Origin of the sequence: Mesorhizobium sp. B2-3-10 (assembly GCF_006442275.1) — a bacterium.
Classification (GTDB): Bacteria; Pseudomonadota; Alphaproteobacteria; order Rhizobiales; family Rhizobiaceae; genus Mesorhizobium; species Mesorhizobium australicum.
In genome coordinates this window covers 718,072-744,311 of record NZ_VFVT01000001.1, presented here as the reverse complement: position 1 = coordinate 744,311, position 26,240 = coordinate 718,072, and the positions used below count along the sequence as shown (strand labels likewise).

At 63.9% G+C, this 26,240-nt stretch carries 18 protein-coding genes; 10 read left to right on the top strand and 8 right to left on the bottom strand.

The features are described from left to right. Positions 1-43: 43 nt before the first annotated feature. Positions 44-1,078, top strand: coding sequence for an aldo/keto reductase (locus FJ943_RS03800; RefSeq protein ID WP_140719875.1), 1,035 nt, complete (start codon positions 44-46; stop codon positions 1,076-1,078). 62 nt (positions 1,079-1,140) lie between these two features. Here FJ943_RS03800 and FJ943_RS03795 read toward each other — a convergent pair whose 3' ends face one another. Then, complete coding sequence (locus FJ943_RS03795; protein ID WP_140616568.1) at positions 1,141-1,413, bottom strand: aspartate-semialdehyde dehydrogenase; 273 nt, start codon at positions 1,411-1,413, stop codon at positions 1,141-1,143. A 318-nt stretch (positions 1,414-1,731) separates the two neighbouring features. On the opposite strand from FJ943_RS03795, the gene acs reads away from it, so the two are divergent. Continuing rightward, the gene (acs, locus tag FJ943_RS03790) at positions 1,732-3,687 is read left to right on the top strand and encodes an acetate--CoA ligase (protein ID WP_140719873.1); all 1,956 of its coding nucleotides are present in this window, start codon (positions 1,732-1,734) and stop codon (positions 3,685-3,687) included. Further along, positions 3,687-4,433 carry an MOSC domain-containing protein gene (locus tag FJ943_RS03785; RefSeq protein WP_140719871.1) on the top strand — a complete coding sequence of 249 codons (747 nt, stop codon included), beginning with the start codon at positions 3,687-3,689 and terminating at the stop codon, positions 4,431-4,433. The genes acs and FJ943_RS03785 overlap by 1 nt, the downstream gene beginning before the upstream one ends. 15 nt (positions 4,434-4,448) lie before the next feature. Here the strand turns inward: FJ943_RS03785 and FJ943_RS03780 are convergent, their stop codons facing one another. The 3 genes from FJ943_RS03780 to FJ943_RS03770 all read right to left on the bottom strand — a co-directional run bounded on the left by FJ943_RS03780 (position 4,449) and on the right by FJ943_RS03770 (position 8,784). Next, entirely contained in the window at positions 4,449-5,717 is a 1,269-nt protein-coding gene (locus tag FJ943_RS03780; RefSeq protein ID WP_140719870.1) for a cyclopropane-fatty-acyl-phospholipid synthase family protein, read from the bottom strand. A 334-nt stretch (positions 5,718-6,051) separates the two neighbouring features. Next, complete coding sequence (locus tag FJ943_RS03775; protein ID WP_140719868.1) at positions 6,052-7,530, bottom strand: TadE/TadG family type IV pilus assembly protein; 1,479 nt, start codon at positions 7,528-7,530, stop codon at positions 6,052-6,054. 384 nt (positions 7,531-7,914) lie between these two features. Then, a complete protein-coding gene (locus FJ943_RS03770; protein ID WP_015315150.1) occupies positions 7,915-8,784 on the bottom strand; it encodes a transglutaminase family protein in 870 nt (289 codons plus the stop codon). 194 nt (positions 8,785-8,978) lie between these two features. Between FJ943_RS03770 and FJ943_RS03765 the strand changes: the two genes are divergently transcribed. Beyond that, a complete protein-coding gene (locus FJ943_RS03765; RefSeq protein ID WP_140719866.1) occupies positions 8,979-9,644 on the top strand; it encodes an HAD-IA family hydrolase in 666 nt (221 codons plus the stop codon). 9 nt (positions 9,645-9,653) lie between these two features. Here FJ943_RS03765 and FJ943_RS03760 read toward each other — a convergent pair whose 3' ends face one another. After that, positions 9,654-9,875 (bottom strand): DUF1674 domain-containing protein, encoded by a 222-nt coding sequence (locus tag FJ943_RS03760; protein WP_015315148.1) that lies wholly within the window; start codon positions 9,873-9,875, stop codon positions 9,654-9,656. A 105-nt stretch (positions 9,876-9,980) separates the two neighbouring features. Here FJ943_RS03760 and htpX point away from each other — a divergent pair, with 105 nt between their 5' ends. Next, the gene (htpX, locus tag FJ943_RS03755) at positions 9,981-11,003 is read left to right on the top strand and encodes a zinc metalloprotease HtpX (protein ID WP_140719864.1); all 1,023 of its coding nucleotides are present in this window, start codon (positions 9,981-9,983) and stop codon (positions 11,001-11,003) included. Continuing rightward, positions 11,000-12,388: an RsmB/NOP family class I SAM-dependent RNA methyltransferase gene (locus FJ943_RS03750; protein ID WP_181174483.1), complete on the top strand. Its 1,389-nt coding sequence runs from the start codon at positions 11,000-11,002 to the stop codon at positions 12,386-12,388. Before htpX ends, FJ943_RS03750 begins: the two co-directional genes overlap by 4 nt. A gap of 96 nt (positions 12,389-12,484) precedes the next feature. Here the strand turns inward: FJ943_RS03750 and FJ943_RS03745 are convergent, their stop codons facing one another. Further along, on the bottom strand, positions 12,485-13,417 hold the full coding sequence (locus tag FJ943_RS03745; RefSeq protein WP_140720360.1) for a phytanoyl-CoA dioxygenase family protein: 933 nt from the start codon (positions 13,415-13,417) through the stop codon (positions 12,485-12,487). 425 nt (positions 13,418-13,842) lie between these two features. On the opposite strand from FJ943_RS03745, the gene FJ943_RS03740 reads away from it, so the two are divergent. Together FJ943_RS03740 and purH are read left to right on the top strand one after the other, a co-directional pair. Next, complete coding sequence (locus FJ943_RS03740) at positions 13,843-15,567, top strand: heparinase II/III family protein (RefSeq protein WP_140719860.1); 1,725 nt, start codon at positions 13,843-13,845, stop codon at positions 15,565-15,567. A 103-nt stretch (positions 15,568-15,670) separates the two neighbouring features. Next, positions 15,671-17,287: a bifunctional phosphoribosylaminoimidazolecarboxamide formyltransferase/IMP cyclohydrolase gene (purH, locus tag FJ943_RS03735; RefSeq protein WP_140719859.1), complete on the top strand. Its 1,617-nt coding sequence runs from the start codon at positions 15,671-15,673 to the stop codon at positions 17,285-17,287. 40 nt (positions 17,288-17,327) lie between these two features. On the opposite strand, the gene FJ943_RS03730 is transcribed toward purH, so the two are convergent. Next, positions 17,328-18,701, bottom strand: coding sequence for an MFS transporter (locus FJ943_RS03730; RefSeq protein WP_140719857.1), 1,374 nt, complete (start codon positions 18,699-18,701; stop codon positions 17,328-17,330). 85 nt (positions 18,702-18,786) lie between these two features. Continuing rightward, positions 18,787-23,574, bottom strand: coding sequence for an NAD-glutamate dehydrogenase (locus FJ943_RS03725; protein ID WP_140719855.1), 4,788 nt, complete (start codon positions 23,572-23,574; stop codon positions 18,787-18,789). Between the two features lie 138 nt (positions 23,575-23,712). Here FJ943_RS03725 and FJ943_RS03720 point away from each other — a divergent pair, with 138 nt between their 5' ends. Further along, entirely contained in the window at positions 23,713-24,276 is a 564-nt protein-coding gene (locus FJ943_RS03720) for a peroxidase-related enzyme (protein ID WP_140719853.1), read from the top strand. Positions 24,277-24,417: 141 nt separating this feature from the next. Then, positions 24,418-26,238 carry an aromatic amino acid ammonia-lyase gene (locus FJ943_RS03715; protein ID WP_140719851.1) on the top strand — a complete coding sequence of 607 codons (1,821 nt, stop codon included), beginning with the start codon at positions 24,418-24,420 and terminating at the stop codon, positions 26,236-26,238. Positions 26,239-26,240: the final 2 nt, after the last annotated feature.

Here is a 26,240-nt window from a genome sequence, read left to right as displayed (position 1 = left end):
CCGAATCCTCTCGACCTCTTTACAAACCACCAGGAGCAAGAAAATGGACTATCGACGTCTCGGCGCATCGGGCCTGAAAGTCCCGGCGCTTTCATTCGGCGCGGGCACCTTCGGCGGCTCCGGCCCGCTGTTCGGCGCCTGGGGCAACAGCGACACGCAGGAAGCGCGGCGGCTGATCGACATCTGTCTCGAGGCCGGCGTCAACCTGTTCGACACGGCGGACGTCTATTCGAACGGCGCCTCGGAGGAGGTGCTCGGCGAAGCGATCAAGGGCCGTCGCGACGCGGTGCTGATCTCGACCAAGACGGCGCTGCCGATGGGCGACGGGCCGGGCGACTACGGCTCCTCGCGCTCGCGGCTGATCAAGTCGGTCGACGCCGCGCTGAAGCGCCTCGGCACCGATTATATCGACCTGCTGCAACTGCACGCCTTCGATGCGGGCACGCCGATCGAGGAAGTGCTGTCGACGCTGGATGACCTCGTTCGCTCCGGCAAGCTGCGCTATGTCGGCGCCTCCAACTTCTCCGGCTGGCAGGTGATGAAGTCGCTCGGCTTGGCGGAGAAGCACGGCTATCCCCGCTACGCCGCGCATCAGGTCTACTATTCGCTGCTCGGCCGCGACTACGAATGGGAGCTGATGCCGCTCGGCCTCGACCAGGGCGTCGGCGCGCTGGTGTGGAGCCCGCTCGGCTGGGGCCGCCTGACCGGCAAGATCCGCCGTGGCCAGCCTCTGCCGGAAAAGAGCCGGCTGCACGAGACGGCTGATTTCGGGCCGCCGGTCGGGGACGAGCATCTCTATCGGGTCATGGATGAGCTCGACGCGGTGGCGCAGGAAACCGGCAAGACCGTGCCGCAAATCGCCATCAACTGGCTGCTGCGGCGCCCGACCGTTTCCTCCGTTATCATCGGCGCTCGCAACGAGGAGCAGCTGCGCCAAAACCTTGGCGCCGTCGGCTGGGCGCTGACACCGGAGCAGGTGAAGAAGCTCGACGCCGCAAGCGAAGTCACCGCGCCCTATCCGTACTTTCCCTATAGGCGTCAGGAAGGCTTCGCCCGCCTCAACCCGCCGGCGGTTTGAGCCGCGCTGGCGTTGAAGCTGCCAATCTCCCCCCTTGCGGGGGAGATCAGCTGTATCACCGCTCAATGCAGCACGAACTCCCCATCCACCTTGCGCCATTCATTCGGCGCGATCAGCTTCTGGTGCGTGTAGACCACCGAATGCAGTGGCCCGTCGAGCTTGGCTTTCCAGAATTCGATGAACCGGATCAGCACCGGAAACCTCGGAGCGATGTCGTAGTCCTGCCAGACGAAGCTCTGCAGGAGATGCGGGTGGTCGGGGAAATGATAAAGAATCTTGGCCGTGGTCAGGCCGTAGCCTTTGAGCATCAGGTCCATTTCAAGATGGTCGTGCATTATGGTCCCCTTGGGCGGTCCCCTGGTTGATTCTCCTTTCCTCCCAGCTGCCAATTGTGCGCGCCGTTACTTAACTGTCTATTGATTTTTGTTGATCTCAAAGGGAAGTTTTCGCGTAAAAACATGCGGTTAGCAGCGAACCGCGTCGAGTGCTGACAGTTCCGGAAAGCGCCCCTGCGGCATCCCGCCGCGCGAATCCAACGTCTAATGTTGCCGTCGCGACGGAACTGGTAATAATGCCGCCGAATTCGCGGCTGCGTCGCCGCGATCCCGCGGGCGTTTCAAGCCGGCGGACTGGTTCGGGAGGAAAGCCAAGAGATGTCCGAGGTTCATGTCCATCGCGTCCAGCCGGCGTGGAAGAAGAACGCCCTGATCGACAATGACACCTACCTCAAATGGTATGCCGATAGCGTGAAGAACCCAGACAAGTTCTGGGGCAAGCACGGCAAGCGCATCGACTGGTTCAAGCCTTTCTCCAAGGTCAAGAACACCTCCTTCGACGGCAAGGTCTCGATCAAGTGGTTCGAGGATGGCCAGACCAATGTCTCGTACAATTGCATCGACCGCCACCTGAAGAAGCGCGGCGATCAGACCGCCATCATCTGGGAAGGCGACAACCCCTACGACGACAAGAAAGTCACCTACAACGAACTCTACGGGCATGTCTGCCGGCTCGCCAATGTGATGAAGAAGCACGGCGTCAAGAAAGGCGACCGCGTCACCATCTACATGCCGATGATCCCGGAAGCGGCTTATGCGATGCTGGCCTGCACGCGTATCGGCGCTATCCATTCGGTCGTCTTCGGCGGCTTTTCGCCGGACGCCTTGGCCGGCCGCATCGTCGATTGCGAATCGACCTTGGTCATCACCGCCGATGAGGGTCTGCGCGGCGGCAAGCCCATTCCACTCAAGGAAAACACCGACAAGGCGATCGACATCGCCGCCAAGCACCATGTCAAGGTCAAGACCGTTGTGGTCGTGCGCCGCACCGGCGGCAAGATCGGCTGGGCGCCGGGACGCGATGTCTGGTATCACGACGAAGTCGCGACGGCTAAGTCTGATTGCAAGCCGGAGAAGATGAAGGCGGAGGATCCGCTGTTCATCCTCTACACGTCGGGCTCGACCGGCAAGCCGAAAGGCGTGCTGCACACCACCGCCGGCTACCTCGTCTATGTGTCGATGACGCACCAATATGTCTTCGACTATCATGACGGCGACATCTATTGGTGCACCGCAGATGTCGGCTGGGTGACCGGCCACAGCTACATCGTCTACGGGCCGCTCGCCAACGGCGCCACCACGCTGATGTTCGAAGGCGTGCCGAACTACCCCTCTCAGTCGCGCTTCTGGGAAGTCATCGACAAGCACAAGGTCAACATCTTCTACACCGCGCCGACGGCGCTGCGCGCGCTAATGGGTGCCGGCGACGCGCATGTGAAGAAGACCTCTCGCAAGTCGCTGCGCGTGCTGGGCTCGGTCGGCGAGCCGATCAACCCGGAAGCATGGGAGTGGTATTTCAACGTCGTCGGCGACGGCAGGGTCCCGATCGTCGATACATGGTGGCAGACCGAGACCGGCGGCATCCTGATCACGCCGCTGCCGGGCGCCACCGACCTCAAGGCGGGTTCGGCGACACGGCCCTTCTTCGGCATCAAGCCGCAGCTGGTCGATAGCGAGGGCAAGGTGGTGGACGGTGCGGCCGACGGCAACCTCTGCATCACCGATTCCTGGCCCGGCCAGATGCGCACCGTCTATGGCGATCACGACCGTTTCGTGCAGACCTATTTCTCCGCCTACAAAGGAAAATACTTCACCGGTGACGGCTGCCGCCGCGACGCCGATGGCTACTACTGGATCACCGGCCGCGTCGACGACGTCATCAACGTCTCCGGCCACCGCATGGGCACGGCCGAGGTCGAATCGGCCCTGGTCAGCCATGACAAGGTTTCCGAGGCCGCCGTCGTCGGCTATCCCCATGATATCAAGGGGCAAGGCATCTATTGCTACGTCACCCTGATGGCCGGCGGGCAGCCGAGCGAGGATCTGCGCAAGGAGCTTGTCGCCCATGTCCGCAAGGAGATCGGCGCCATCGCCACGCCTGACAAGATCCAGTTCGCGCCGGGCCTGCCCAAGACGCGTTCGGGCAAGATCATGCGCCGCATCCTGCGCAAGATCGCCGAGGATGATTTTTCCGCACTCGGCGACACCTCGACGCTTGCCGATCCGGCCGTGGTCGACGACCTCGTTGCCAACAGGCAGAACAAGAAGGGCTGATGCGGGAAGACGCGGTATTGGGCACCGTCACTCAGTTGTGGCGCTATCCGGCAAGTTCGCTCGCCGGCGAGCGCCGGGACACCATACTGGTTGGACCGGCTGGGATCGAGGGCGACCGCCTGTTCGGCCTTGTCGATGCTTCGGACAATGAGATCGCCCGGCCGGATCGCGACGTGAAATGGCACAAGGTGCCGCGCATCCGCACCCGGCTGAGCCGCGACAGCGAACTGGAAATCGCCGTCCCCGATGGCGACTGGCTCGCCGCCCCCGGCGCCGAATGCGACCGCGTCGTGTCGGCCTATCTCGGCTTCGGCGCCTCGATCCGGCCGTTCCACGGGGAGAACGCGGCCGGCTATGCCGGGCCGCTGACCGAGGAGCGCTACCGCAAGGCGCCGATCCATCTCCTGACCACCGCCTCGCTAGCACGGCTGGAGGCGCTCCATCCGGAGGGGGTCGCCGATCCGCGCCGCTTCCGTCCCAACATCGTCGTCGACATGGCTCCGGTCGACGGCTCGTTTCCTGAAACCGAATGGATCGGCAAGAAGCTCGCCATCGGCGACCTCGTCCTGACCATCTCGGAGCCGTGCCGCCGCTGCGGCTTCACCATCATCGCCCAGGATGGTTTCGACCATGACCCCGCCATCCTGCGCAATCTGGTCCGCCACAACGCCCACAATCTCGGCGTCTACTGCACCGTCGACCGGCCCGGTCGTGTCGAGACCGGCGCGCCGATGCGGTTCGTCTGACCTTCCGGCCCAAGCCTATCGATAAAGATCCGCCCGCGTCGGTGGCAGGCCGCTCGGGCCTCGCGCGCGTTTGGTGGCGACAGTCTGGAATATCTGCGCCGAGGCGCGTTCGAAGGTGATGGAGCAGCCGCTCAGGTAAAGCAGCCACAGCCGCGCCTTGGCTTCGCCGACCTCGGCGATCGCCTCGTCGAACCGCGCCTGCAGACGCTCGGCCCACAGCCTGCAGGTGCGGGCATAGTGCTCGCGCAAATTCTCGACGTCATAGACGAGGAAGCCGTGTGCTTCGAGATTGCCTGATGTCATGCCGATCGTGTCGAGTTCGCCACCCGGGAAGATGTATTTGATCAGCGCCTTGTATTCCGGCCCCTTGCGCAGGGTCTTCTTGACGTCGCCCTTGCTGCGCCTTGTGATGGCGTGATGCAGATAGATGCCGCCCGGTTTCAGCAGCCGGTGGACAGCGGAGAAATAAGCGGCATGGTTTGCCAGGCCCAGATGCTCGAACATGCCGATGGACGATATCTTGTCGAAGGTGCCGGTGAGCTCCGCATAGGACTTTATCTCGATGGTGATTTTGTCCTCCAGACCCTCGGCGCGAATGCGCTCGCGCGCTAGTGAGGTCTGGGCTTGCGACAGCGAGACGCCGTGTCCGACGACACCATAGTTTTTCGCGGCGTGGATCAGCATCGCGCCCCAGCCGCAGCCGATGTCGAGCAATCTTTCGCCGGGCTTCAGCCGAAGCTTGCGGCAGATATGGTCGAGCTTGTCGACCTGCGCTTCGTCGATGCCGTTTGCGAAATCCTGGAAATACCCGCAGCTATAGACCATGCGCTCGTCGAGAAAGAGCCCGTAAAAGGCGTTCGAGATATCATAGTGATGCTGGATCGCCTCCTTGCTGGAGCCGCTGACGAACGGGTTGCGCCCGGCGAGATCAACTCGCGACGCCATCTGCTTTCTCGAAAACAGCACCGCCGGCAAGTCACGCAGAAGCGCCCGTTTCGGCAATGCCTTCAGCTTCGACCGCAGCTTGCCCGTCGAAGGCAGGGCATAGAAATCGAACAGCGATCCGTCCTCGATGTCGACGGCCTTGGATATCCACATCTCGATAAGGGTCGACAGGGACGGTCGGCGAACGATCTGCCAGACAATGTCGTGGTCGTTGATGACCAGCACGGGGCCGGTGGCGGGGCCGATCCGCTCGCCGGTCCACAGCCTGATCGCGAAGCCGGGCTTGATCGCCTCGACTACCGTTCGAACGATGCGCGCAGCTCTTTCGGTGGCGTCCATGCCCTTCCCCGCGGTCGATGACGCGATGTTGTCCTTTTGGGCCGCGGATCGCAAGCACGTCACGCTTTTTCCACCCGGCATCTTGTCATTTGCTGCAACGCACCCCATCATGAGTGTGTGTTCAACAAATCGAAAGGAGGTGATCCGATGTCGAGTGATTTCGTTTTCCAGAACGTGGGCTCAGCGGATTGCACTTTCGGGAAGCAGTCTTCCCGTTAAGGCGCGAGATGCGCGGTCGGTGACGTAAGCGTCACCACCATTGAGCCGCGCCATGGACGGAAACACGGAAGGCCGCCGGCTTCGAAAGAAGCGGCGGCCTTTTCCTTTTTACGGTCTATTGGGTCAGTACGACCTTTTCGGTGTTGCGGATGATTTCCTGAAAGGCATTATCCAATTCCAGCCCGGTGGACACCTCGAAATAATGTCTCTCGGCGGCGGAGGCGTCTTTCGAAGAACAATCCTTTAGCACCGCCTTTGCCTGATCCCTCTCGGTTGCCGACATATCCTTTTCGTTGAGGTCGAAGCCGATGGTGAAAATCTCGATGTCGTCATTTTTCATATTGTCGCACAGCGTTTCAGCATTGCCGCGCGCAAGATTGCCCTGGCTGTTGTATCTCCCAGCAACACCCGCGAAGGCGGTATTGAACTGGCCATCGGTCATCAGGATCGCAACCTTGGCGACCTTCTTCGCATCGGCGTTCGAAGCGCCGTTGCCGAGACCGGCATTCTCGATCGCAGCGCGCCATTGCGGCGACAGCATGTAATAGGTCCACTGAATGGCGATCGCGCCGGCCGTATAACCATCGGCCTGGAAGTCGTCGATCGAATCAAGCAATGCCTCCGAATCCGCGGTCAGCGGGATCACTTGCGCGTCAGGACACTTGTTCATTCCCTGGTCGCTGAGATGATCGTCCCGATTCACCAGGGCATAATATTTCTTGCCGTTCCTGTCTGTGCGAACCGTGTCAGGGCCATCGGCGCTCAAGTCGGCATCGCCGTTCTTATTCTTGCGCTCTGTGGCGCAATTATCCGGGTGTGGCATGGCCGCCCCAACTATGGAGACGTAGTCGCTGAAGGTCGGCAGCAGATTTTTGCCCGTCTTGGCAACGAGAAGCGAACTGCCGGCGACGGGTGGCAGTTCGGAACTCCCTTGCTTCTCGGCATAGACGTTTTCGGCCAGTTTTCCGGCGTTCACGCCAGATGCGTAGGGCACAATCGCGACACGGACGCGGGGGTTCTTCGGGTCTTGGTTCTCGAGCATCGTCTTGACGGCGTTCGTCGCAGCGACTTTCAGATCGCCGATCTTGTTGACGTTGCCCCGCTTGGCCATCGATCCCGTTATGTCGAGCATCATGGCCACCTCTATCTGCTTGTCGGAATAGAGCGCTTTGGTGGAAGCGCCGACGCGCTGCATGTCACCGGTGCTGAACAACGGGAAATAGAGGCCGACATCGACGTGGGCATCCGCCTGGACCGTGTTGGCGGTCCTGTCGACGATCAGCTTGTCGAGCACGATCTGGCCAGCGTGCAGAATGCCCCCCGTGCCGTTGGCGTCGAGAAAGGCCTGCACGGATTTGTTTGCGTCGGCCTCCTTGATGGCGCCGGTGGTCAGGTCACGTGCCGTCGATGTCACTGCCGCGTCGAGCACGCCCTGCAGGCTCGATCTGGCGTTGTAGAGCTGCGTGATATTGACCGAGAAGCCTGCGGCCAGCGCCAAGACCGAGGCAGCAAAGCCGAACAGGACCGCGAAATTTCCACTGCGGTCTCTGGCGAAGCCGCCGACCGCGTGAACAAGACCCCCGTAATTCCGCATCCAACAGCCTCCACTTGCCTCGGCCTCGTCGCCGCATCGGGGGCAATGCAGGATTCCAGCCGGAACGGGAGGCGACCCGATCCGCGATCGGGAATTCACCAGCAGAACATTGCTTTCATTGGATTTTCACGGGGTAAGGAGGTGAACGGTCGGTAAACGTCAGCGTGTATCCGCGCGCACCTTTACCGGACGCTTACCATGCCCAGACCGAAGTGCTGGTCCGGTGTCTGGCGACGTCTTGTTGCGGCACAGCATCTCTGTCCCGAAGCGGGCCAACTGTCCCAGGATTGCGAAGCATGTCGAGGCACAAACCCGGCCAGGTGTGTTGAGATTCAGGTCAGGCCAAACCATTTGCAGCCCGGCCTCACCTGAATATCAACGCAGCTAGGCCAGCATCCGCGCGCTGACCGTCCTGTCGATGCCGTGATAGGGTGGATTGAACAGCCTGCCTTCCTGTTCGTAGGTCCATACCTTGAACAAGCTCAGCCGGTGCGGGCCGAAACTGTGCAGCAAGGGAACGTCGGTGGCGTCGCGGCCGCGCGCAATGACAACGCGACCGGTCCTCGGCCGGTTGTGGCGCGGGTCGAACGTATACCACTTGCCGTCCAGGAAGGCTTCCATCCAGGCCGAGAAATCCATCGGCGCGGGATCCGCCGGCACGCCAATATCGCCGAGGTAGCCGTTCACGTAGCGCGCCGGAATGTTCATGCAGCGGCAGAGCGTGATCGCCAGATGGGCAAAGTCTCGGCACACCCCGACACGTTCCTCGTGCGCTTGCGCGGCGGTGCGGGTCGAACGGGCATAGCCGTAGCCGAAGGACAGGCGGTTATGGACATAGTCGACGATCGCCTGCACCCGCGCCCAGCCGGAAGGAAGATGGCCGAAGAGCTGCCAGGCAAGGTTACTCAGATGATCCGTCTCGCAATAGCGGCTGCCCAGGAGATAGAACAGCACCTCGTCGGGCAGCTCGGCGACGGGCATTTCCCGGGCCAGCGTATTGACCTCATCCGTCTCGCCGCTGTCCTCCACGACCGCGTCATAAAGGATGCGAAAGCCGCCGGCCGGCGCCGTGAAGCGGCGGCAGGCATTGCCGTGCAGGTCATGATAGAGTCTGGTCGGCACCGAAGGCGAGGTCAGGACACGCGTCTGCCGCTTGATGTCGGCCTGCCTGTCCTTGTGAATCTCGAGCAGCGAAATCACCGGAGTGGCCTCGGCGCATTCGATGGCAATCTCATAGCCGAGGCGTATCAGCATGGGCGTCGTCCCTTGGTTCGCGTGGTGGGAATTGTACGTTTGAAACGTTGCAAGGTGACGGTGGTTCCCTGGATCGCGCCCCAAATGCGCTCGCGCGCCTTTCCCCAAATGCGCTCGCGCGCCTTTCCATGTCAGCGCCTTGGCGTTACGGTTGCGTCCTCCCTCGACCCCTCCCCCGCACTTCAAGGAAAATCATGTTTGCTGGCAGAAAATTCGCCGCCTTCCTCTTCGATATGGACGGCACGCTCATCAATTCCATCGCCTCGGCGGAGCGGGTCTGGGGCGATTGGGCGCGGCGCCACGGCCTCGATGTCGCGGCCTTCCTGCCGACGATCCACGGCGTACGGGCGATCGAGACCATCACCGCCCTGGCGCTTCCGGGCGTCGACCCGAGACACGAAGCGGATCTGCTGCTGAAGGCCGAGGCCGACGATCTCGACGGCATCGTCCAGATCGCCGGCGCCGTGGCATTCCTCAATTCCCTGCCGCCGGAGCGCTGGGCGATCGTAACCTCGGCGCCACGCTCGTTGGCGCTTGCACGCATGAAGGTCGCCGGCATTCCCGTCCCCGCGGTCCTCGTCGCGGCGGAGGACGTTTCCCGCGGCAAGCCGGCGCCAGATTGCTTCCAGCTCGGCGCAAGACGCCTTGGCTTCGACGCGCGCGATTGCCTGGTGTTCGAGGACGCCCCGGCCGGCATCGCGGCGGCGGAGGCGGCGGGCGCTTCGGTCATGGTGATCAACGCCACGCACCAGCACCCCCTGGCAACACAGCACGCCGCGATATCAGGTTATGACGCAATCGGCATCACCGTCGACGAGCGAGGCTGGGTTGCGCTCGAGCCGCAGCGCAACGCTGCTTGAGATCAGTCGCTAGAAATCACTGGTCAGGCCTTTGACCTCCCAGTCACCATAGCGGCCGGGCTCCTTGCCGCCACGGCCGCCGATCTCCCGCGGAAGTGCTGCTTCCTTGCGGCGGTAGTCCTGCCGCCTTGCCTCGGCTTCCTGCAGCGCGCGGCGGGCGGCGGGCGTCAGCTCCCGTGGCGGCGTGCCATCGTCCGGGCCGGGCGGCGTTTTACTGGTTTCGTCGTTCATGCGATATTTCCAGTGGATTGAAACGGGAACGGGCGTTTCCCATCATATAGCGATGACCTCACGAGGATCGAGCCTTTTTCACCACCATCCGGACAGGAGCAGACGATGAACACCATTCGCACCGCCATGCTTCTCGCCGCCATGACGGCGCTGTTCATGGGCGTCGGTTTTTTGATCGGCGGTTCGGGCGGCATGATGATCGCGTTGGTCATTGCCGCCGGCACCAATTTGTTCAGCTACTGGAACGCCGACAAGATGGTGCTGTCGATGAATCGCGCCGTCGAGGTCGACGAGAAAAACGCGCCGGAATATTACGCCATCGTCCAGGCGCTGGCCAAACAGGCCGGCCTGCCGATGCCCAGGACCTATCTGATCGACAATCCGCAACCGAATGCCTTTGCCACCGGCCGCAATCCGCAGAACGCGGCGGTCGCCGCCTCCACCGGCCTGCTGCAGCGGCTGACCCATGAGGAGGTCGCCGCCGTGATGGCGCATGAGCTCGCCCACGTCCAGCACCGCGACACGCTGACCATGACCATCGTCGCCACCTTTGCCGGCGCCATCTCGATGCTCGGCAATTTCGCCTTTTTCCTCGGCGGCAGCCGCGAAAACAACAATCCGTTCGGCTTTGTCGGCGTGCTGGCGGCGATGATCGTGGCGCCCTTCGCCGCCATGATCGTGCAGATGGCGGTCAGCCGTACTCGCGAGTACGAGGCCGACCGGCGCGGCGCCGAAATCTGTGGACACCCGCTGTGGCTGGCCTCCGCGCTTGACAAGATCGCCCGCGGGGCCGAACGCATTCCCAATCCCGATGCCGAGCGCAATCCGGCGATGGCGCATCTCTTCATCATCAACCCCCTGCATGGCGAGCGCATGGACAGTCTGTTCTCCACCCATCCGAGCACCGACAACCGCATCGCCGCGCTGCAGGCGATGGCACAGCGGATGGGCGAAGGCGCTCCGCCAGCCACGCAGCGCCAAGCGCCGATGTCAACGCAGGCTGACGAGCCGGAGATGACCGGACCGTGGGGCAAGCCAACCGCGCCAGAACGGGCGACCGGGCCGGCCAGCCCAAAATCCAATCCGTGGGGTCGCAATCCGACCGGGCCCAAGGGCCGGTGGTCGTGAGCGTCGCGGGCAGGGCACCTCGACGCACGGTTTCAGGCGATCAGGATCACAATGCCGGCGGCGAATTCGTTGCCGGCCTTGCCGCGCGCAAGGCGGCGGCGCGACTGCTGGCCGCCGTCATCGACGCCCGCACACCGCTCGACGGCCTGACCGATCACGAGAACGGCCATCCGCAATACAAGGCGCTTGATCTGCGCGACCGTGGCCTGGTCCGCGCCATACTGGTCACCGCGCTGCGCTACCGCATGACCGTAGCGGGGCTCCTGGCGCGGCGCCTGGAAAAGCCGCTGCCGCCCAACGCGACCGCCTTGTCGCATATCCTGCATGTGGCGGCGGCGCAGATCCTGTTCCTCGATATTCCCGACAGCGCCGCCGTCGACCTCGCGGTGACCCACGCCAAGTCCGATCCTCGCACGCAGCGCTTTTCCGGCCTGGTCAACGGTGTGCTGCGCACGCTCGCGCGGGCCAAGGAATCCGAGCTTCCGGCCGCGCTTGCCGCCACCGACGAAGCGCCGAAATGGTTTTCCGACCAGCTGAAGGCCGCCTATGGCGCCGAAAAGGCCCGGCAGATCCTGGCTGCCCACCGCCACGAGGCGCCGGTTGATTTCTCGGTCAAGGCCGATCCCGAACTCTGGGCCGAAAAGCTTGGCGGCATTGTCCTGCCGACGGGCACGGTTCGGGTGGAGAAGCTTGCCGGCGCCGTCACCGAATTGCCGGGCTTCGCGGGGGGTGCATGGTGGGTCCAGGACGCGGCGGCCAGCTTGCCGGCAAGACTGTTCGGCGATGTCAGCGGATTGCGCGTCGCCGATCTCTGCGCCGCGCCCGGCGGCAAGACCGCGCAGCTCATTCTCGCCGGTGCCAAGGTCACCGCCGTCGACACTTCGAAGAACCGGCTGGCGCGGTTGACGCAGAACCTTGCGCGCCTCGGCCTCTCCGCCGAAATCGTCCAGGCCGATCTGCTCAAATACGAGCCGGCGGAGTTGTTCGACGCCGTGCTTCTCGACGCGCCATGTTCCTCGACCGGTACCGTTCGGCGACATCCCGACGTGCCGTGGACCAAGACGGCGGCGGACGTCGAAAAACTCGCCGACCTGCAACGCAGGCTGCTCGCCCGCGCCGTGATGCTGGTCAGGCCCGGCGGCCGGATCGTCTTTTCCAATTGTTCGCTCGATCCGCGGGAAGGCGAGGAACTCTACCGCGCCTTCCTGGTCGACAATCCGGGGGTGACCACCGATCCGATCCGGCCGGGTGAATTTGCCTGTCTCGACCCGTTCCTCACATCCGATGGCGCGCTGCGCACCACGCCCGCCGACATGGTGCTGGGCGCACCCGCGATTTCCGGCCTCGACGGCTTCTACGCGGCCCGCATGCGGCGTGCCGGCTAAAGCAATCCCAGGAAAAGCGTGTAACGGTTTTCCGTCCGGAATTGCGTGAAGACAAAGAGCTAGAGCGGGCGGCGATTCCATCGAACGCTGAACGCTCTAAAGCATGTCATCAAGGCTCCAATGATTGCCCCAGCGGGCATCGATTTCGTCGTCGACATTCTGGTAGCGGATATCCGTCGACAGCCGGATCAGCCCATCGAGGCTCTGGTTGGTCGTCGAGGCATGGATCATGTAGGGCGAGTGAAGGACGATGTCGCCCGCTTCGAAATCCGCCATCAGCCAGCGCGTGTCGAACCGCTCCGCCATATCGGGCAGGTCCTTCGACACCCAGCCGCCCTCACTCATGTTGCGATTATAGGCACTGATGCGCTCCTGCGGACTGAGAGCGGAATTGTCCTTGTTGAACTGTCTCTCCAGGGCGACGCCGACGGCGTGTGATCCCTCCAGGTAGACCAGGCCGCCCATGTCGATGGTCGCGTCGCCGATCGGTATCCAGGTCGTCACCACCCGGTTGGTGCCGCCGCGCAGATAAACGAGATCGTAATGCGCCGGCGTCGCGGTGGCCGTTCCAGGCAAGGTGAAGCGCATGATCTTGCGTTTGTGCAGATAGGATAGGCCGCCCACGAAACCATCCATCAAGCGCGACAGGCGCGGCTGCGCGCAAAAGCCTTCATAACCGGTTGACCGGACCACCGACATCAGCCGGCGCTCGGCGAGCTGACGGTCGATGGCACGATCCGAAGCGATGCCGAGCGAGGGATCCGTCCCGGGTTCCAAAAGCCCGCTCTCGGCAAGATGGGAAAGCACCCAGCCACGAAAATCGGTCACTTCCCTGCGGGGCAGAAGGCCCTTCAGCCAGACATAGCCTTGGGTCGCATAAAGATGCCGGATGGCTTCAATGCCGACGGACGGGTCGGTCGCGGAAAGGTATCCGAGCCTGTTCGGCATTGTCGACAGCAGCTTGCCGTCAGCTGTGAGGGCAACCGGCGGGGTGTCCGGAAATGCCTGCTCATCCGTTGATACCGACATTTCAATCACCTGGATCGGTTCGACCTTGGCCGGAGAATATCTTATCATTCGGCCCCCTTCCTATGGATAGGAAACCGACCTCCATTTGCTCACGCCGTTTCAGCCGCGCATCCTGTTCGCGAGGCAATTGCGGCGGCTACCGATTCGATCGAACGGTCGCGACGAGGGTCTATATCGGCGATGCCTTCCGCGTTCCGCGGCCCTTTCGGGACCGCGAAAACTGTTGGCCCAGCGCGTTTGGCCGCCGCCGCAAGAAGACATAAGTCGCAGGAAAACCGGCTGTATGGCCCGGAAAAGACGTGACTTTTTTAGGGGCGACCCGGCCACGGCCCCGTTGCGCGCCTTACCGAGGCGAAATCCGCCTTCGCATAAGTTCTTGAATCATATAAGCTTGTGCTTGGGATAGAGGACGACCAGGAGGGGTTTTGGCACTTGCTGCCGGCAACACGACGCGTCTGTGGACGCTGGTCGCGAAGGAGTTCTGGCGCAAGACGCGCCGGCGCCTGCGCGCCGGGCCGATCTATCGCTGGCGCTATTCGGGCCGCACGCCCGAACGTGTCCTGATCGCACCGCCGGACCTGCGCCTCGCCGATCCGCAGATCGCGCTCGAGATCTACTACGGCCGTTATCCCCTGTCCGGCCACCTGGTCGAGACCGGCGGCAAATCCCCTTTCCAGATTAATGTCCCCAATCACGGTTGGCAGAAAACGCTGCATGGCTTCCGCTGGCTGCGCCATATGCGCGCCGCCGGCACCGAGCTTGCCGCCGCCAACGCCCGTGCCCTGGTTTCGGACTGGATCGCCATGCATGGCAATCATATTTCGGGCGTTGCCTGGGAGCCAGGCACGACCGCCAAACGCATCATTGCCTGGCTGCAGCACTCCTCCATCGTGCTGCAGGGTGCCGAGTTCCCCTTCTACCGCGCTTTCCTGAAATCGCTGGCCATGCAGATCCGCTATCTCAGGTCGATGGCGCGCGAAATGCCCGACGGCAAGGACCGGCTGCGCGCCCGCATCGCGCTGGCCTTCGCGGCGCTGTCCCTGCCGGCGCCGGCCTCGGCGCTGCGCGGCGCCACCCGCAACCTCGCCGGGGAACTCAATCGCCAGATCCTTGCCGACGGCGGTCACATCTCGCGCAATCCAATGGCGGTGCTGGAAATCCTCGCCGACCTCCTGCCGCTGCGCCAGACCTATGCCAACCAGGCCGAAGCGCCGCCGCAGGCGCTGATCGGCGCCATCGACCGCATGCTGCCGGCACTGCGTTTCTTCCGCCACCAGGACGGCAGCCTCGCCCGATTCAACGGCATGGGCGCCACCATCCATGACCGCATCGCCACCATCCTGCGCCATGACGACACCGCCGGCGCACCGCTGCTGCATGCACCGCATTCGGGCTATGAGCGGCTGGCGATGGGCGGCACCACCGTCATCGCCGATACCGGCCTGCCGCCACCGGTCGACGTGTCCAATGCAGCGCATGCCGGCTGCCTTGCCTTTGAACTGTCGTCGGGCCGCCAGCACTACATCGTCAATGCCGGCATCGACACCTACGGCGCCGCCGAGTTCCGGCCGCTGGCCCGCGCCACCGCCGCCCATTCGACCGCCACCATCAACGACACGTCTTCGGCGCGTTTCACCCACGCGCTGCGGGTAAACGATCAGTTGGGTTCACCGTTGATCGGCGGCCCGCAGCAAGTGCAGTGCAAGCGCATCGACCAGAAGGGCGTCCACGGCTTCGTCGCCCGCCATGACGGCTATCTCCAGCGTTTCGGCTTCCTGCATGAGCGCGAGTTGAAACTCTCCTCGGACGGCAATGTGCTGGCGGGCCGGGACCGGTTCCAGCGGCCGGGCAGCACAGCGATCCGCAACAATGGCCGCGATTTCATCACCGTGCGCTTTCACATCCACCCCGACATCAATCTGCTGCAGGACGAGCAGGAGCGGCTGGTCCTGACCGGCGATCAGGCCGATACCTGGGTGTTCACCTCCAGCGAAGTGGTGCCCGAAGTTGAGGAATCGATCTATTTCGCCGGTCTTGGCGGTCCGCGCCGCAGCCGCCAGATCGTGCTCGCCTTCAAGGCGTCCGAAATTGCCGACGTCCACTGGCAGCTGACCCGCACAAAGATCGCCGGTTATTCCGAAAACAATTGAGCTTGCGGCGGCAATGGCATGCCGCGAAAAGCCAACGCTTGATTTCCGAGCCTCATGTGCTACGGCGCGGGCACGCTCCTCCAGACATGAAAGGCCGCCAGCCATGGCCGTTCCTGCCAAGAACATTCCCGCCCCGGACCTCGTTCCGGTCCGCCGTGCGCTGCTCTCCGTCTTCGACAAGACGGGCTTGATAGACTTTGCCAGGGCACTGGCCGCGGCCGGCGTCGAGCTGGTCTCCACCGGCGGCACGGCAAAAGCGATCGCCGAGGCCGGCATGGCGGTGCGCGACGTCTCCGAGCTCACCGGCTTCCCCGAGATCATGGATGGCCGCGTCAAGACGCTGCACCCGTCCGTGCATGGCGCGCTGCTTGGTGTGCGCGACGACCCCGAGCACGCATTGGCGATGCGCAAATACGGCATCGAGCCGATCGATCTCGTCGTCTCCAATCTTTACCCGTTCGAGGAAGTCCGCCGCTCCGGCGCCGACTACGCGGCGATCGTCGAGAACATTGACATTGGCGGCCCGGCGATGATCCGCGCGTCGGCCAAGAACCACGCCTATGTCGCCATCGTCACCGATCCCGGCGATTACGCCGCTGTGCTCAACGCGCTGGAGATGAACATCGGCTCTCTGTCGTTGGATTTCCGCAAGAAACTGGCCGCGAAGGCCTTCGCCCGCACCGCCACCTACGATGCGGCGATCTCGGGCTGGTTCGCCGAGGCGCTGGAAATCGAGCATCCAACCTGGCGCGCTTTTGGCGGCAGGCTGGCCGAGGTGATGCGCTACGGCGAGAACCCGCACCAGGGCGCCGGCTTCTACGTCAATGGCGACAAACGGCCGGGCGTCGCCACGGCGCGGCAGTTGCAGGGCAAGCAGCTATCCTACAACAACATCAACGACACCGACGCCGCCTTCGAACTGGCCGGCGAATTCGATCCGAACCGCTCGGCCGCCGTCGCCATCATCAAGCACGCCAATCCGTGCGGCGTAGCCGAAGGCACATCGCTGAAAGCGGCCTACGCCAAGGCGCTCGCCTGCGACCCGGTCTCGGCCTTCGGCGGCATCGTCGCCTTGAACCGCACCCTTGACGCCGAGGCGGCCGAGGAAATCGTGAAAACCTTCACCGAGGTGATCATCGCGCCCGACGCCACCGACGAGGCCGCGGCAATCATAGCTGCCAAGAAGAATTTGCGCCTGCTGGTCACCAGCGGCCTGCCGGACCCGCGCACGGCCGGCACGACGGTCAAGTCGGTTTCAGGCGGCCTGCTGGTCCAAGGCCGCGACAATGCCGTGGTCGACGACCTCGACCTGAAGGTGGTGACGAAGCGCGCGCCGACGCCGGCTGAAATGGCCGATCTCAAATTCGCCTTCCGCGTCGCCAAGCACGTCAAGTCGAACGCCGTAGTCTACGCCAAGGACGGCGCCACGGTCGGCATCGGCGCCGGCCAGATGAGCCGGGTCGATTCTTCGCGCATCGCCGCGCGCAAGGCGATCGACGCAGCGGAGACGGCAGGCATGGCCGAGCCGTTGACCAAGGGCTCGGTGGTCGCTTCGGATGCCTTCTTCCCCTTCGCCGACGGCCTGCTGTCGGCCATCGAAGCCGGTGCCACCGCCGTGATCCAGCCGGGCGGTTCGATGCGCGACGACGATGTCATCGCCGCCGCCGACGAACACGGCATCGCCATGGTCTTCACCGGCGTGCGGCATTTCCGGCACTAACCTGCCGCTCGGCGGCCAGTGGGGCGAATTATCGAAGCATCTACTCCGGCCGATCCGCCGGATATGGCGTGCGAACCAGGATCGCCATGCCGATGGCCAGGAACAAAATAATCGCCGCCATGCCAAGCCGGGCCGAGCCGCTGGTGGCGGTAATCGTCGCCACCATGAACGGCGCCAGGAAACTGGTCGCCCGACCGGCCAGCGCATAGATGCCGAAATAGCGACCGGATTCGGCTGCGGTCACGCTGCGCGCCATGTAGGAGCGCGACGAGGCCTGCACCGGCCCGAAGGCCAGGCCGATCAGCAGGCCGTACATGATGTAGGCCTTTTCGGCCGCCGTACCGAACAGGCCGCCTGAATCGGAGGTCGAAAGCTGGATCAGGCCGAGCAGCGTGAATCCAGGCCCGGTCGAGACCACGCCGATAGTGGCGATGGACAGCATGACCAGCGAAATCATCACCACCGCCTTGGAGCCCAGCGCGGTGTCCAGGCGGGCGGCGACCCAGCAGCCGAAGATGGCGACGATATTGAGGATGATGCCGAACATCCCGATCTCGGTGATCGACCAGTGGAACATGCCCGCCGCGAAGGTGCCGCCCAGCGCCAGCAAGGCATTGACGCCATCCTGGTAGATCATGCGGGCGACGAGAAAGCGGAAGATGCCGCCGCGCTTGCGCACCTCGGCCAGCGTCGATTTCAGCTCCGACAGGCCCTCGCGCACCGCCGGCCCGATCGGGATGCCCTTGATGGCGTCGGGCGTAAAGAAAAACATCGGCAGGATGAACAGGAAATACCAGCCGGCCGACAGCGGCCCTGTGGCGCGAGCATCCTCGCCCAGCTGCGGATCGAGCCCGAACAGCGGGGTGATGCCGATGATCGTCTTGCCGGTCTCCGGCGAGCCGGCCAGGCAGGTGACGACGAAGATCAGTGCGATCATGCCGCCGAGATAACCGAGGCCCCAGGCCACGTTGGAGATGCGGCCGATCTCGCTCTTCGGGACCAGCCGCGGCATCATGGAATCGTTGAAGACAGTGGAGAACTCCGCTGCCACCGAGGCCAGCGAGAAGAGCGCCACGACCAAGAACAGGTTGGAACCCGGCGCGGCGAACCAGAGCAAGGTGAGACTGGTGATCTTGATCGCCGCGAAAAACGCGATCCACGGCTTGCGCGGCCCGGTCTGGTCGGCGATCGATCCGAGGATCGGCGATAGCACCGCGATGACCAGCCCGGCTGCGGCGATGCCATAACCCCAGACGGCCTGGCCAGTGGTTGGATCGCCCGCCATGCGCGAAACGAAATAGGGGCCGAAGATGAAGGTGGTGACGACCGTGAAGAACGGCTGCGCCGCCCAGTCGAAGAACATCCAACCCCAGATGCCGCGCCCGGATGCCCGCTGCACTGTCTCTACCGCCATAGTGATTCCCCCGGCGTCCGCTCCGCCCATTTCGGGCGCCATGTCTGCATGTTTCGAATGATCATGCAAACGGACAACCGCTGGCTCACATGCCCGTCAGATCGCTCATCAGCCCCGATGCAACCGACAGCCGCGACACGGTGATGTCGCCGCCCTCCGTCAACGCCTGCAGCCGTTCGCGGATGCGCGCCACCCGCTCGCCACCAGCTTCGAGCCAGGCCGCCACCGGATCGGCCGCCTCGGCATGGCCGGTAAGCGCGGCGATAGCGATACCGCGCCGCGCCGCGCCGATCGTGTCGGTGGCGCGGGACAGAGCGAGCTGGTCATAATAGTCCGATGGCGTGATCGAGCGCGCGGCATCCTCGACGCGCGGGATGCGGAAGGCATCGCTGACGGCGAAGAACGCCTTGGCCGCCGCGACGATATCGGCGCCGGCGATGCGGGCCGTCAGCGCGACGTCGGGGATGAGTTCCGCCGCCTCGCTCATCGCCAGCTGCTCGGCCAGCTTTTCCGGTGCGCCCGCCTTGAACAGCGCGTGCCGCTTCTCCTCGATCCGCTCGCGCGAAAAAGCCGGCAGCAGCGAAACGAGCTTGGGCTCCAGCGCCTTGCGCGCATCCTGCAGTTCGGCGATGCGCTGGCCGAGCGGTGCCGTGCCGGCATCGTTCTTCAGATACCAGCCGCTGCTCATGTAGATAAGCCGGCTCACCATCTGATAGAGATCGAGTTGCACCTGGCCGTCGATCTGGTTGTCGAGCGCGTCGATCTCGCGATAGAGCGCGGGCAGCGCAAAGCCATCGCGCACCACGGCGAAGGTGCGCACCACATCTGCTGCGGTTCGCCCCGTCGCCTCCTGCAGCCGGTTGACGAAGGACGGCCCGCCGCGATTGACCAGATCGTTGGCGACGACACGCGCGATGATCTCGCGGCGCAACCGGTGGCCATGGATCTCGGAAGCGTATTTCTTCGCCATCCGGTCCGGGAAATAACCCATCAGGTCGCGGTCGAAATGCGCATCGTCAGGCACGTCGCTGGCGACGATGTCGGAAAACAGCACGATCTTGGCATAGGCGAGCAGCACGCCGAGCTCGGCCCGGGTCAACGGCTCGCCGCGCGCCTCGCGCTCGGCAAGCGCTGCCGGCGACGGCAGTGTTTCCACGACACGATCGAGCAGGCCACGTGCTTCCAGCGCCGTCATGAAGCGGCTCTGATGCGCAATGTCGGCGAGGCCGCGCTTGCGGGCGATCGAAAGCGCCAGCGTCTGCTGGTAGTTGTTGGACAGCACCAGCCCGCCGACCTCGTCGGTCATCTCGGCCAGCAGCTTGTTGCGCGCCGGCCGCGTCAGCGATCCCTTGCGCATTGCCGACGCCAGAGCGATCTTGATGTTGACCTCGACGTCGGAGCAGTTGACGCCGCCCGAATTGTCGATCGCGTCGGAGTTGCAGCGGCCGCCATTCATGCCGAACTCGATGCGCGCCCGCTGCGTCACACCCAGGTTGGCGCCCTCGCCGATCACCTTGGCGCGCACGTCGAGCGCCGTGATGCGGATGGCGTCGTTGGCACGGTCGCCGACCTCGGCATTGGTCTCGGTCGATGCCCTGAGATACGTGCCGATGCCGCCGAACCACAAGAGGTCGACCGGCGCCTTGAGAATGGCGGTCATGATCTCGACCGGCGCGGCGGTCGTCTTGGCAAGTCCGATCGCCGCCGCCGCGGCAGCCGGCAAGGTGATCGATTTCTGGCTGCGCGAAACGATGACGCCGCCATCCGACAGCTTGGTCTTGTCATAGTCCTGCCAGCTCGAACGCGGCAGCGCGAACATGCGCTCGCGCTCTGCCATCGAGGCCGCCATGTCGGGATCGGGATCGATGAAGATGTCGCGATGGTCGAAAGCGGCGATCAGCCGCGTTTTCGGCGACAACAGCATGCCATTGCCGAACACGTCGCCCGACATGTCGCCGACGCCCACGACAGAGAAGGGCGAGGTCTGGATGTCGCGGTTCATCTCGCGGAAATGCCGCTTGACCGCTTCCCAGGCGCCCTTGGCGGTGATGCCCATCTTCTTGTGGTCGTAGCCGGCCGAACCACCGCTGGCGAAGGCATCGTCGAGCCAGAAGCCGTGCTTTTCGGAGATGGCGTTGGCGGTGTCGGAGAAGGTTGCCGTGCCCTTGTCGGCGGCGACGACGAAATAAGGATCGTCCTGGTCGCGGCGCACGACACCTGCCGGTGGAATGACGCCGTCCAGGCCGATATTGTCCGTGATCGAGAGCAGGCTGGAAACGAAGTTCTCGTAAGCCGATGTGCCGGCCTCGAAGATCGCGTCGCGTCCGGCGCTCATCGGCAGTTTCTTGGGATAGAAGCCGCCCTTGGCGCCGACCGGCACGATGACGGCGTTCTTGACCTGTTGCGCCTTGACCAGGCCGAGCACCTCGGTGCGATAGTCCTGGGCGCGGTCGGACCAGCGCAAGCCGCCGCGCGCCACCGGGCCAAAGCGCAGGTGCAGGCCTTCGACCTCCGAGCCGTAGACGAAAATTTCCCGCCATGGCCGCGGCGCCGGCAATCCCTCGACCGCCTGCGACTCGAGCTTGATCGCCAGCGACTGGCCTTTTTCTCTCGTATCGGCAACGAAATGATTGGTGCGCAGCGAGGCTTCGATCAAATTGAGGTAGCGGCGGATGATGGTGTCGTCGTCAATGTTGGGCACATCCTCCAGCGCATCCTTGATCTTGGCCTTGAGGTGCTTTGCCGCTACCACGCCTTCGGTTTCGGCCGTCGGGCCTAGCCGGGCGATGAACAGCGCGTGCAGGCCGCGCGCGATCTCGGGATAGCGGTTGAGTGCGGCGGCGATGAAATCCTGGCTCTGCGGAATGCCGACCTGCTGCAGGTAACGGCCATAGGCACGCAGGATGGTGATCTCGCCCGACCACAGGCCGGCGGTCTGGGCGAGGCCGTTATAGCCGTCATTGTCGACGTCGCCCCGCCACACCGACAGGAAAGCGTCCTCGAACAGCGCGCCGCCGTCGGCGAGGTCGATCGGCTTGCCGTAGCTGTTCTCCAGTTCCATGTCGTGGATGAAGACCAGGCCCGACTGGTCGTCGCCGACTTCGAAAGTCCGCTCGCTGATGACGCGGAAGCCGATGTTCTCCAGCACCGGAACGCGCCGCGACAGTGCCACCGGGCTGCCATGGTGATAGATCTTCAGCGCCGCCTGGTGCGGCTTCTGCTCGGCATGGCGGTAATAATCGATGGCGATCGGATTGCCGGCGCTGATCTTGGCGATTCGTCCGGCATCGGCCAGCGCCACGCCAGCGCTGAACGTATCCCGGTAGCTCTCTGGCAGCCGCGCGGCGATGGCTTTCAACGCCGGGTCGCTGCCGCTGGCTTCGGCCGCATCGGCAAGCGCATCTTCCCAGGTGCGCACGATGTCGCGGATCGCCGCCTCTATCGTCGCCTGCTCGACCTTCGGCGTCTTGCCGCCGGAGCGGCCGATGATGAAGTGCACGCGCGCCAGCCCGCCTTCCGGGAAAGCCGGGTAATAGGCCGACAGCCGGCCCTCGAACGCAGTTTTCAGATAGGTGCCGATCTTCTCGCGCACGACGCTGTCGTAGCGGTCGCGAGGCACGAAGACGAGGATCGAGACGAAACGGTCGAACTGGTCGGCGCGCACCAGCGCCCGCACGCGCGGCCGCTCGACCAAGCCCAGAATGGCAGCGGCATGCTTGCGCAGGATCGGCACCGGAACCTGGAACAGCTCGTCGCGCGGATAGCTTTCCAGCACGTTGATCAGCGCCTTGCCGGAGTGGTCGTGGCGGTCGAACCCCGACTTGGCGATGACGGTTTCGGCCTTGGACCTGAGATACGGGATCTTCATCACCGAGCGCGTGTATGCGGTCGAGGTGAACAGGCCGACGATGCGCAGTTCGCCCGCCAACGTGCCTTTGGCGCTGTAGGTCTTGACGCCGATGTAATCGAGATAGATGCGCCGGTGCACCAGCGACTTGGCATTGGCCTTGGTGACGATCAGCGGCTCCGGTCCGTGCAGGAAAGCGCGGATTTCCGGGGTCGTCGTCACCGCCTCGGTGCCGCGTCTCAGCACCAGCACGTCCGGGTCGGTCAGGATGCCGAGGCCGGGTTTTTCGGCCCGCTCCAAATTGCCGCTTTCCTCGCCGCCGGTGTATTTGAATTCACGCATGCCAAGGAAAGTGAAATTGTCGTCGCGCAGCCACTCCAGGAAGGCGATCGCCTCGGCGACGCTCTTCTTGTCGAGCGGCACCGCCGAATAGCGGAATTCGGAGATGGCCTGATCGAGCCGGGCCAGCATCGGCCGCCAGTCGTTGACGGCGGCATGGACCTGGCCGAGCATCTTGCGCAGCCGCTCGGCCAGGCCATTTGCTTGTTCGGGCGTCAGCCGGGGAATATGGACATGGATCACGCTGAGCCGGTCGTGGCTGCCGTCATCCCTGGCGAAATTGCCATCGCCGAGGATTTCGTCGACACCCGTCTTGCCATGGCGGACCGTAATCACCGGATGGGTGACCAGGGTCGGTTCGCCGGCGGTTTCTGTAACCTCGCCGAGGATGGAATCGAACAGGAATGGCATGTTGTCGTTGACCACCGTGATGACGGTCACCGGACGGCCTTCGCGAACCACGCCCGAATCGGCGTCGACGGCGACGACGCACTCACCCTTTTTGTGGGCGGCGACCGCCTGGCCGGCGAGATCGGCGGCACGCTCGAGGTCGGCCACGTCATAGGCGGCGATATCCTCCGCCGGCGCGCGGGCGAGCAGGTAATCGGCGAGCCTGGCCGGTCTGTCATCGGCCTTTGCCGCAGGTGCCTTCTTCTTCGACTTAGCTGCGGATTTTACGCTGGCCATGACGCTTCTTCCCTCCCGTCGCATGCTTTTGCGGCTATGGTAGCAGATGACCGCTGTTTGGCGACAAAGGTTTGACGGCTTGCCAAGAATTCTCGGAATTCGGCGGCAAGGCTTCGCATGACGAGGAGAAATGACACGATGACCGGCAAAATCACCGCGCTAGACCTGGCCGCCGGAGAGCTGAGCGAGCCGACAAAAGCCTATTTCGCCAAATGCGAGGAAAAGCTCGGCCTCGTCCCCAACGTGCTCAAGGCCTATGCCTTCGACGACAAGAAGCTGCGCGCCTTCACCGACATGTACAATGATTTGATGCTGGGCGAGTCCGGCCTGTCGAAGCTGGAACGCGAGATGATCGCGGTCGCCGTCTCCTCCATCAACCACTGCTACTACTGCTTGACCGCGCATGGCGCGGCGGTGCGCCAGCTCTCGGGCGATCCCCTGCTTGGTGAGATGATGGTGATGAATTTCCGCGCCGCCGACCTTTCGCCGAAGCAAACGGCAATGCTCGAATTCGCCGTCAAGCTGACCGAGGAGCCGGCCACGATCGTCGAGGCCGACCGCGCCGCCCTGCGCCAGGCAGGCTTCAGCGATCGCGACATCTGGGATATCGCCTCGACCGCGGCCTTCTTCAACATGTCGAACCGTGTCGCGGCCGCGATCGACATGCGGCCGAACGACGAATACCATGCCATGGCGCGATAGGGCCACGCGCGTTCCACCATCGGTCCTACTTCGCATCAAGCGTTGACAGGCGAATGCCGCCGGCTAGTTTTCCGGGAAACAAAATTTCCGAGGGGTGAACTTGATGCCCGAGGCCAACGCTTCGTGAATGGGAGTCCCCCTATGCTTGATGCAATTGCCAAACCCGGGGTTTTTCTCCGCGCCCTGACCATGACGCTGGCGCTTACCACTCCACCCGCCCACGCCTTCGAGGCGGTGACAGCCTACCAGCCCATTTTCGAGACAGCCGCGGCCAAGACGATAACGCTGACTGGCCATGACCTGACCGTCGAACAGGTCATCGACATCGCTCGCAACGGCGCCAAGGTCGAGCTCAGCCCCGAGGCGCTGCAACGTTCGGCGGACGCTTATGGCCTGCTGCTCGAAGGTGCTGCCGAAGGTGTCACCATCTACTGGTTCAACCGTGGCGCCGGCGACCAGCGCGAGACGGTGATCTTCTCGGGCGATCCGACGACGCCGGAAAACAGCAAGCTGCTCAAGGATCAGCAGCTCGCCCGCTTCAAGGGCGGCGTCAACAGAGGCTACGGGCCGGAGCTGCAGGAAGAAGCGCTGGTGCGCGCCATCATGGCGATCCGCGCCAACACCATGTCCTACGAGCCTGCCAGCCCGCAGCTGACGCATATGCTGGTCGACATGCTGAACAAGCGGGTGACGCCGGTCGTGCAATCGCGCGGCACGCTCGGCGAAGGCGACCTCGCGACGCTCGGCAATATCGGCGCGGCCATGGTCAGCGAAGGCGAAGCCTATCTCGACGGCGTCCGCATGCCGGCCACACAGGCCCTTTCGCAGGCCGGTCTGAAGCCTCTCGAGCCTTTCGCCGCCGACCAGGCCGCGCTGATCAGCACCAATGCCTACGCACAGGCACAGGCCGTGCTTTTGCTGGAGGACGCCCGAAAACTGCTGGAGTGGACCGACCTCAGCTACGCCATGGGGCTGAACGGCATGAATTCCAGCGTGACGCCGATTTCCGCACCCGTCCAATCCATGCGGCCTTACCCATGGCTGACATGGGATGCCGCGCGGGTCATGGACATGATCAAGGGCAGCTATCTCTTCGACGAGGATCAGGCCCGCATCATCCAGGATCCGGAAAGCATGCGCGCCTCCAGCCAGCGCCAGGGCTCGGCCTGGCAGGCCTGGGCGGATCTGCGCCAATCCGTGCTGCTCTCCATCAATTCGTCGGATCACAATCCGGCCGTGCTGCCGGGCCTGACGCCGCAGAGTTCGCCGGAGCTGAGCACGCCGCAATTCATGAAATATTACATCAAGGGCGGGCCGCTGAGCGGCGGCAAGTCCGGCTACATCTTCTCCAACGCCAACTGGGATCCCTATCCCATGGCCAATCAGGTCGAGGCTTTCACCATCTCTCTCACCAATCTCGGTGTCGCGGTGGCGCAGCGCATCGAGCGCTTCCGCAATCCCTTCTTCACCGTGATCAAGCCGACCGATGCGCTGAAGCCCGACGAGCGCAAGGACATCCCGACCTTCGACGGCTATCTGCCGACCGATCTCTGGCAGGAACTGGCCGACCTCGGCACGCCGGTGACGCCGAATGGCCAGGCGATCGTCGCCACCGTCGAGGACCTGGAAGGGCAGACCCGCATCAAGACGCAACGCGCCCGCGAGGCGGTCGACATATCCTTCCATCTCTTGGCGCAGGACCTGTTGACGGCAAGCTATTGGATGGAAATCCGCAAGGCGCAGAACCCGCAGCGGAAATTCGGCGAGGCGCCAACCGCGGCGCTCGAGGCGCTGCGCCAGGTGATCCCCTGGCACCAGGCGGCATCGGAACGGCAAAAGCGGCCGCTCGGCATGGTCGCCTACGATTTCATGCAGGAGAACCCGGCCTCGAAATTCTATTCCGGCGGACCGCAGGCGCCGAAGGCGGCCGCCATGCCTGCGGCCGGCGTCTTGCCCAGATAGCC

Excerpts from the sequence above, each read along its gene's own strand:
- FJ943_RS03800 (WP_140719875.1), top strand. The coding sequence starts at position 44 with ATGGACTATCGACGTCTCGGCGCATCGGGCCTGAAAGTCCCGGCGCTT.
- FJ943_RS03795 (WP_140616568.1), bottom strand. The coding sequence starts at position 1,413 with ATGCACGACCATCTTGAAATGGACCTGATGCTCAAAGGCTACGGCCTG.
- acs (WP_140719873.1), top strand. The coding sequence starts at position 1,732 with ATGTCCGAGGTTCATGTCCATCGCGTCCAGCCGGCGTGGAAGAAGAAC.
- FJ943_RS03785 (WP_140719871.1), top strand. The coding sequence starts at position 3,687 with ATGCGGGAAGACGCGGTATTGGGCACCGTCACTCAGTTGTGGCGCTAT.
- FJ943_RS03780 (WP_140719870.1), bottom strand. The coding sequence starts at position 5,717 with ATGGACGCCACCGAAAGAGCTGCGCGCATCGTTCGAACGGTAGTCGAG.
- FJ943_RS03775 (WP_140719868.1), bottom strand. The coding sequence starts at position 7,530 with ATGCGGAATTACGGGGGTCTTGTTCACGCGGTCGGCGGCTTCGCCAGA.
- FJ943_RS03770 (WP_015315150.1), bottom strand. The coding sequence starts at position 8,784 with ATGCTGATACGCCTCGGCTATGAGATTGCCATCGAATGCGCCGAGGCC.
- FJ943_RS03765 (WP_140719866.1), top strand. The coding sequence starts at position 8,979 with ATGTTTGCTGGCAGAAAATTCGCCGCCTTCCTCTTCGATATGGACGGC.
- FJ943_RS03760 (WP_015315148.1), bottom strand. The coding sequence starts at position 9,875 with ATGAACGACGAAACCAGTAAAACGCCGCCCGGCCCGGACGATGGCACG.
- htpX (WP_140719864.1), top strand. The coding sequence starts at position 9,981 with ATGAACACCATTCGCACCGCCATGCTTCTCGCCGCCATGACGGCGCTG.
- FJ943_RS03745 (WP_140720360.1), bottom strand. The coding sequence starts at position 13,417 with ATGTCGGTATCAACGGATGAGCAGGCATTTCCGGACACCCCGCCGGTT.
- purH (WP_140719859.1), top strand. The coding sequence starts at position 15,671 with ATGGCCGTTCCTGCCAAGAACATTCCCGCCCCGGACCTCGTTCCGGTC.
- FJ943_RS03730 (WP_140719857.1), bottom strand. The coding sequence starts at position 18,701 with ATGGCGGTAGAGACAGTGCAGCGGGCATCCGGGCGCGGCATCTGGGGT.
- FJ943_RS03725 (WP_140719855.1), bottom strand. The coding sequence starts at position 23,574 with ATGGCCAGCGTAAAATCCGCAGCTAAGTCGAAGAAGAAGGCACCTGCG.
- FJ943_RS03720 (WP_140719853.1), top strand. The coding sequence starts at position 23,713 with ATGACCGGCAAAATCACCGCGCTAGACCTGGCCGCCGGAGAGCTGAGC.
- FJ943_RS03715 (WP_140719851.1), top strand. The coding sequence starts at position 24,418 with ATGCTTGATGCAATTGCCAAACCCGGGGTTTTTCTCCGCGCCCTGACC.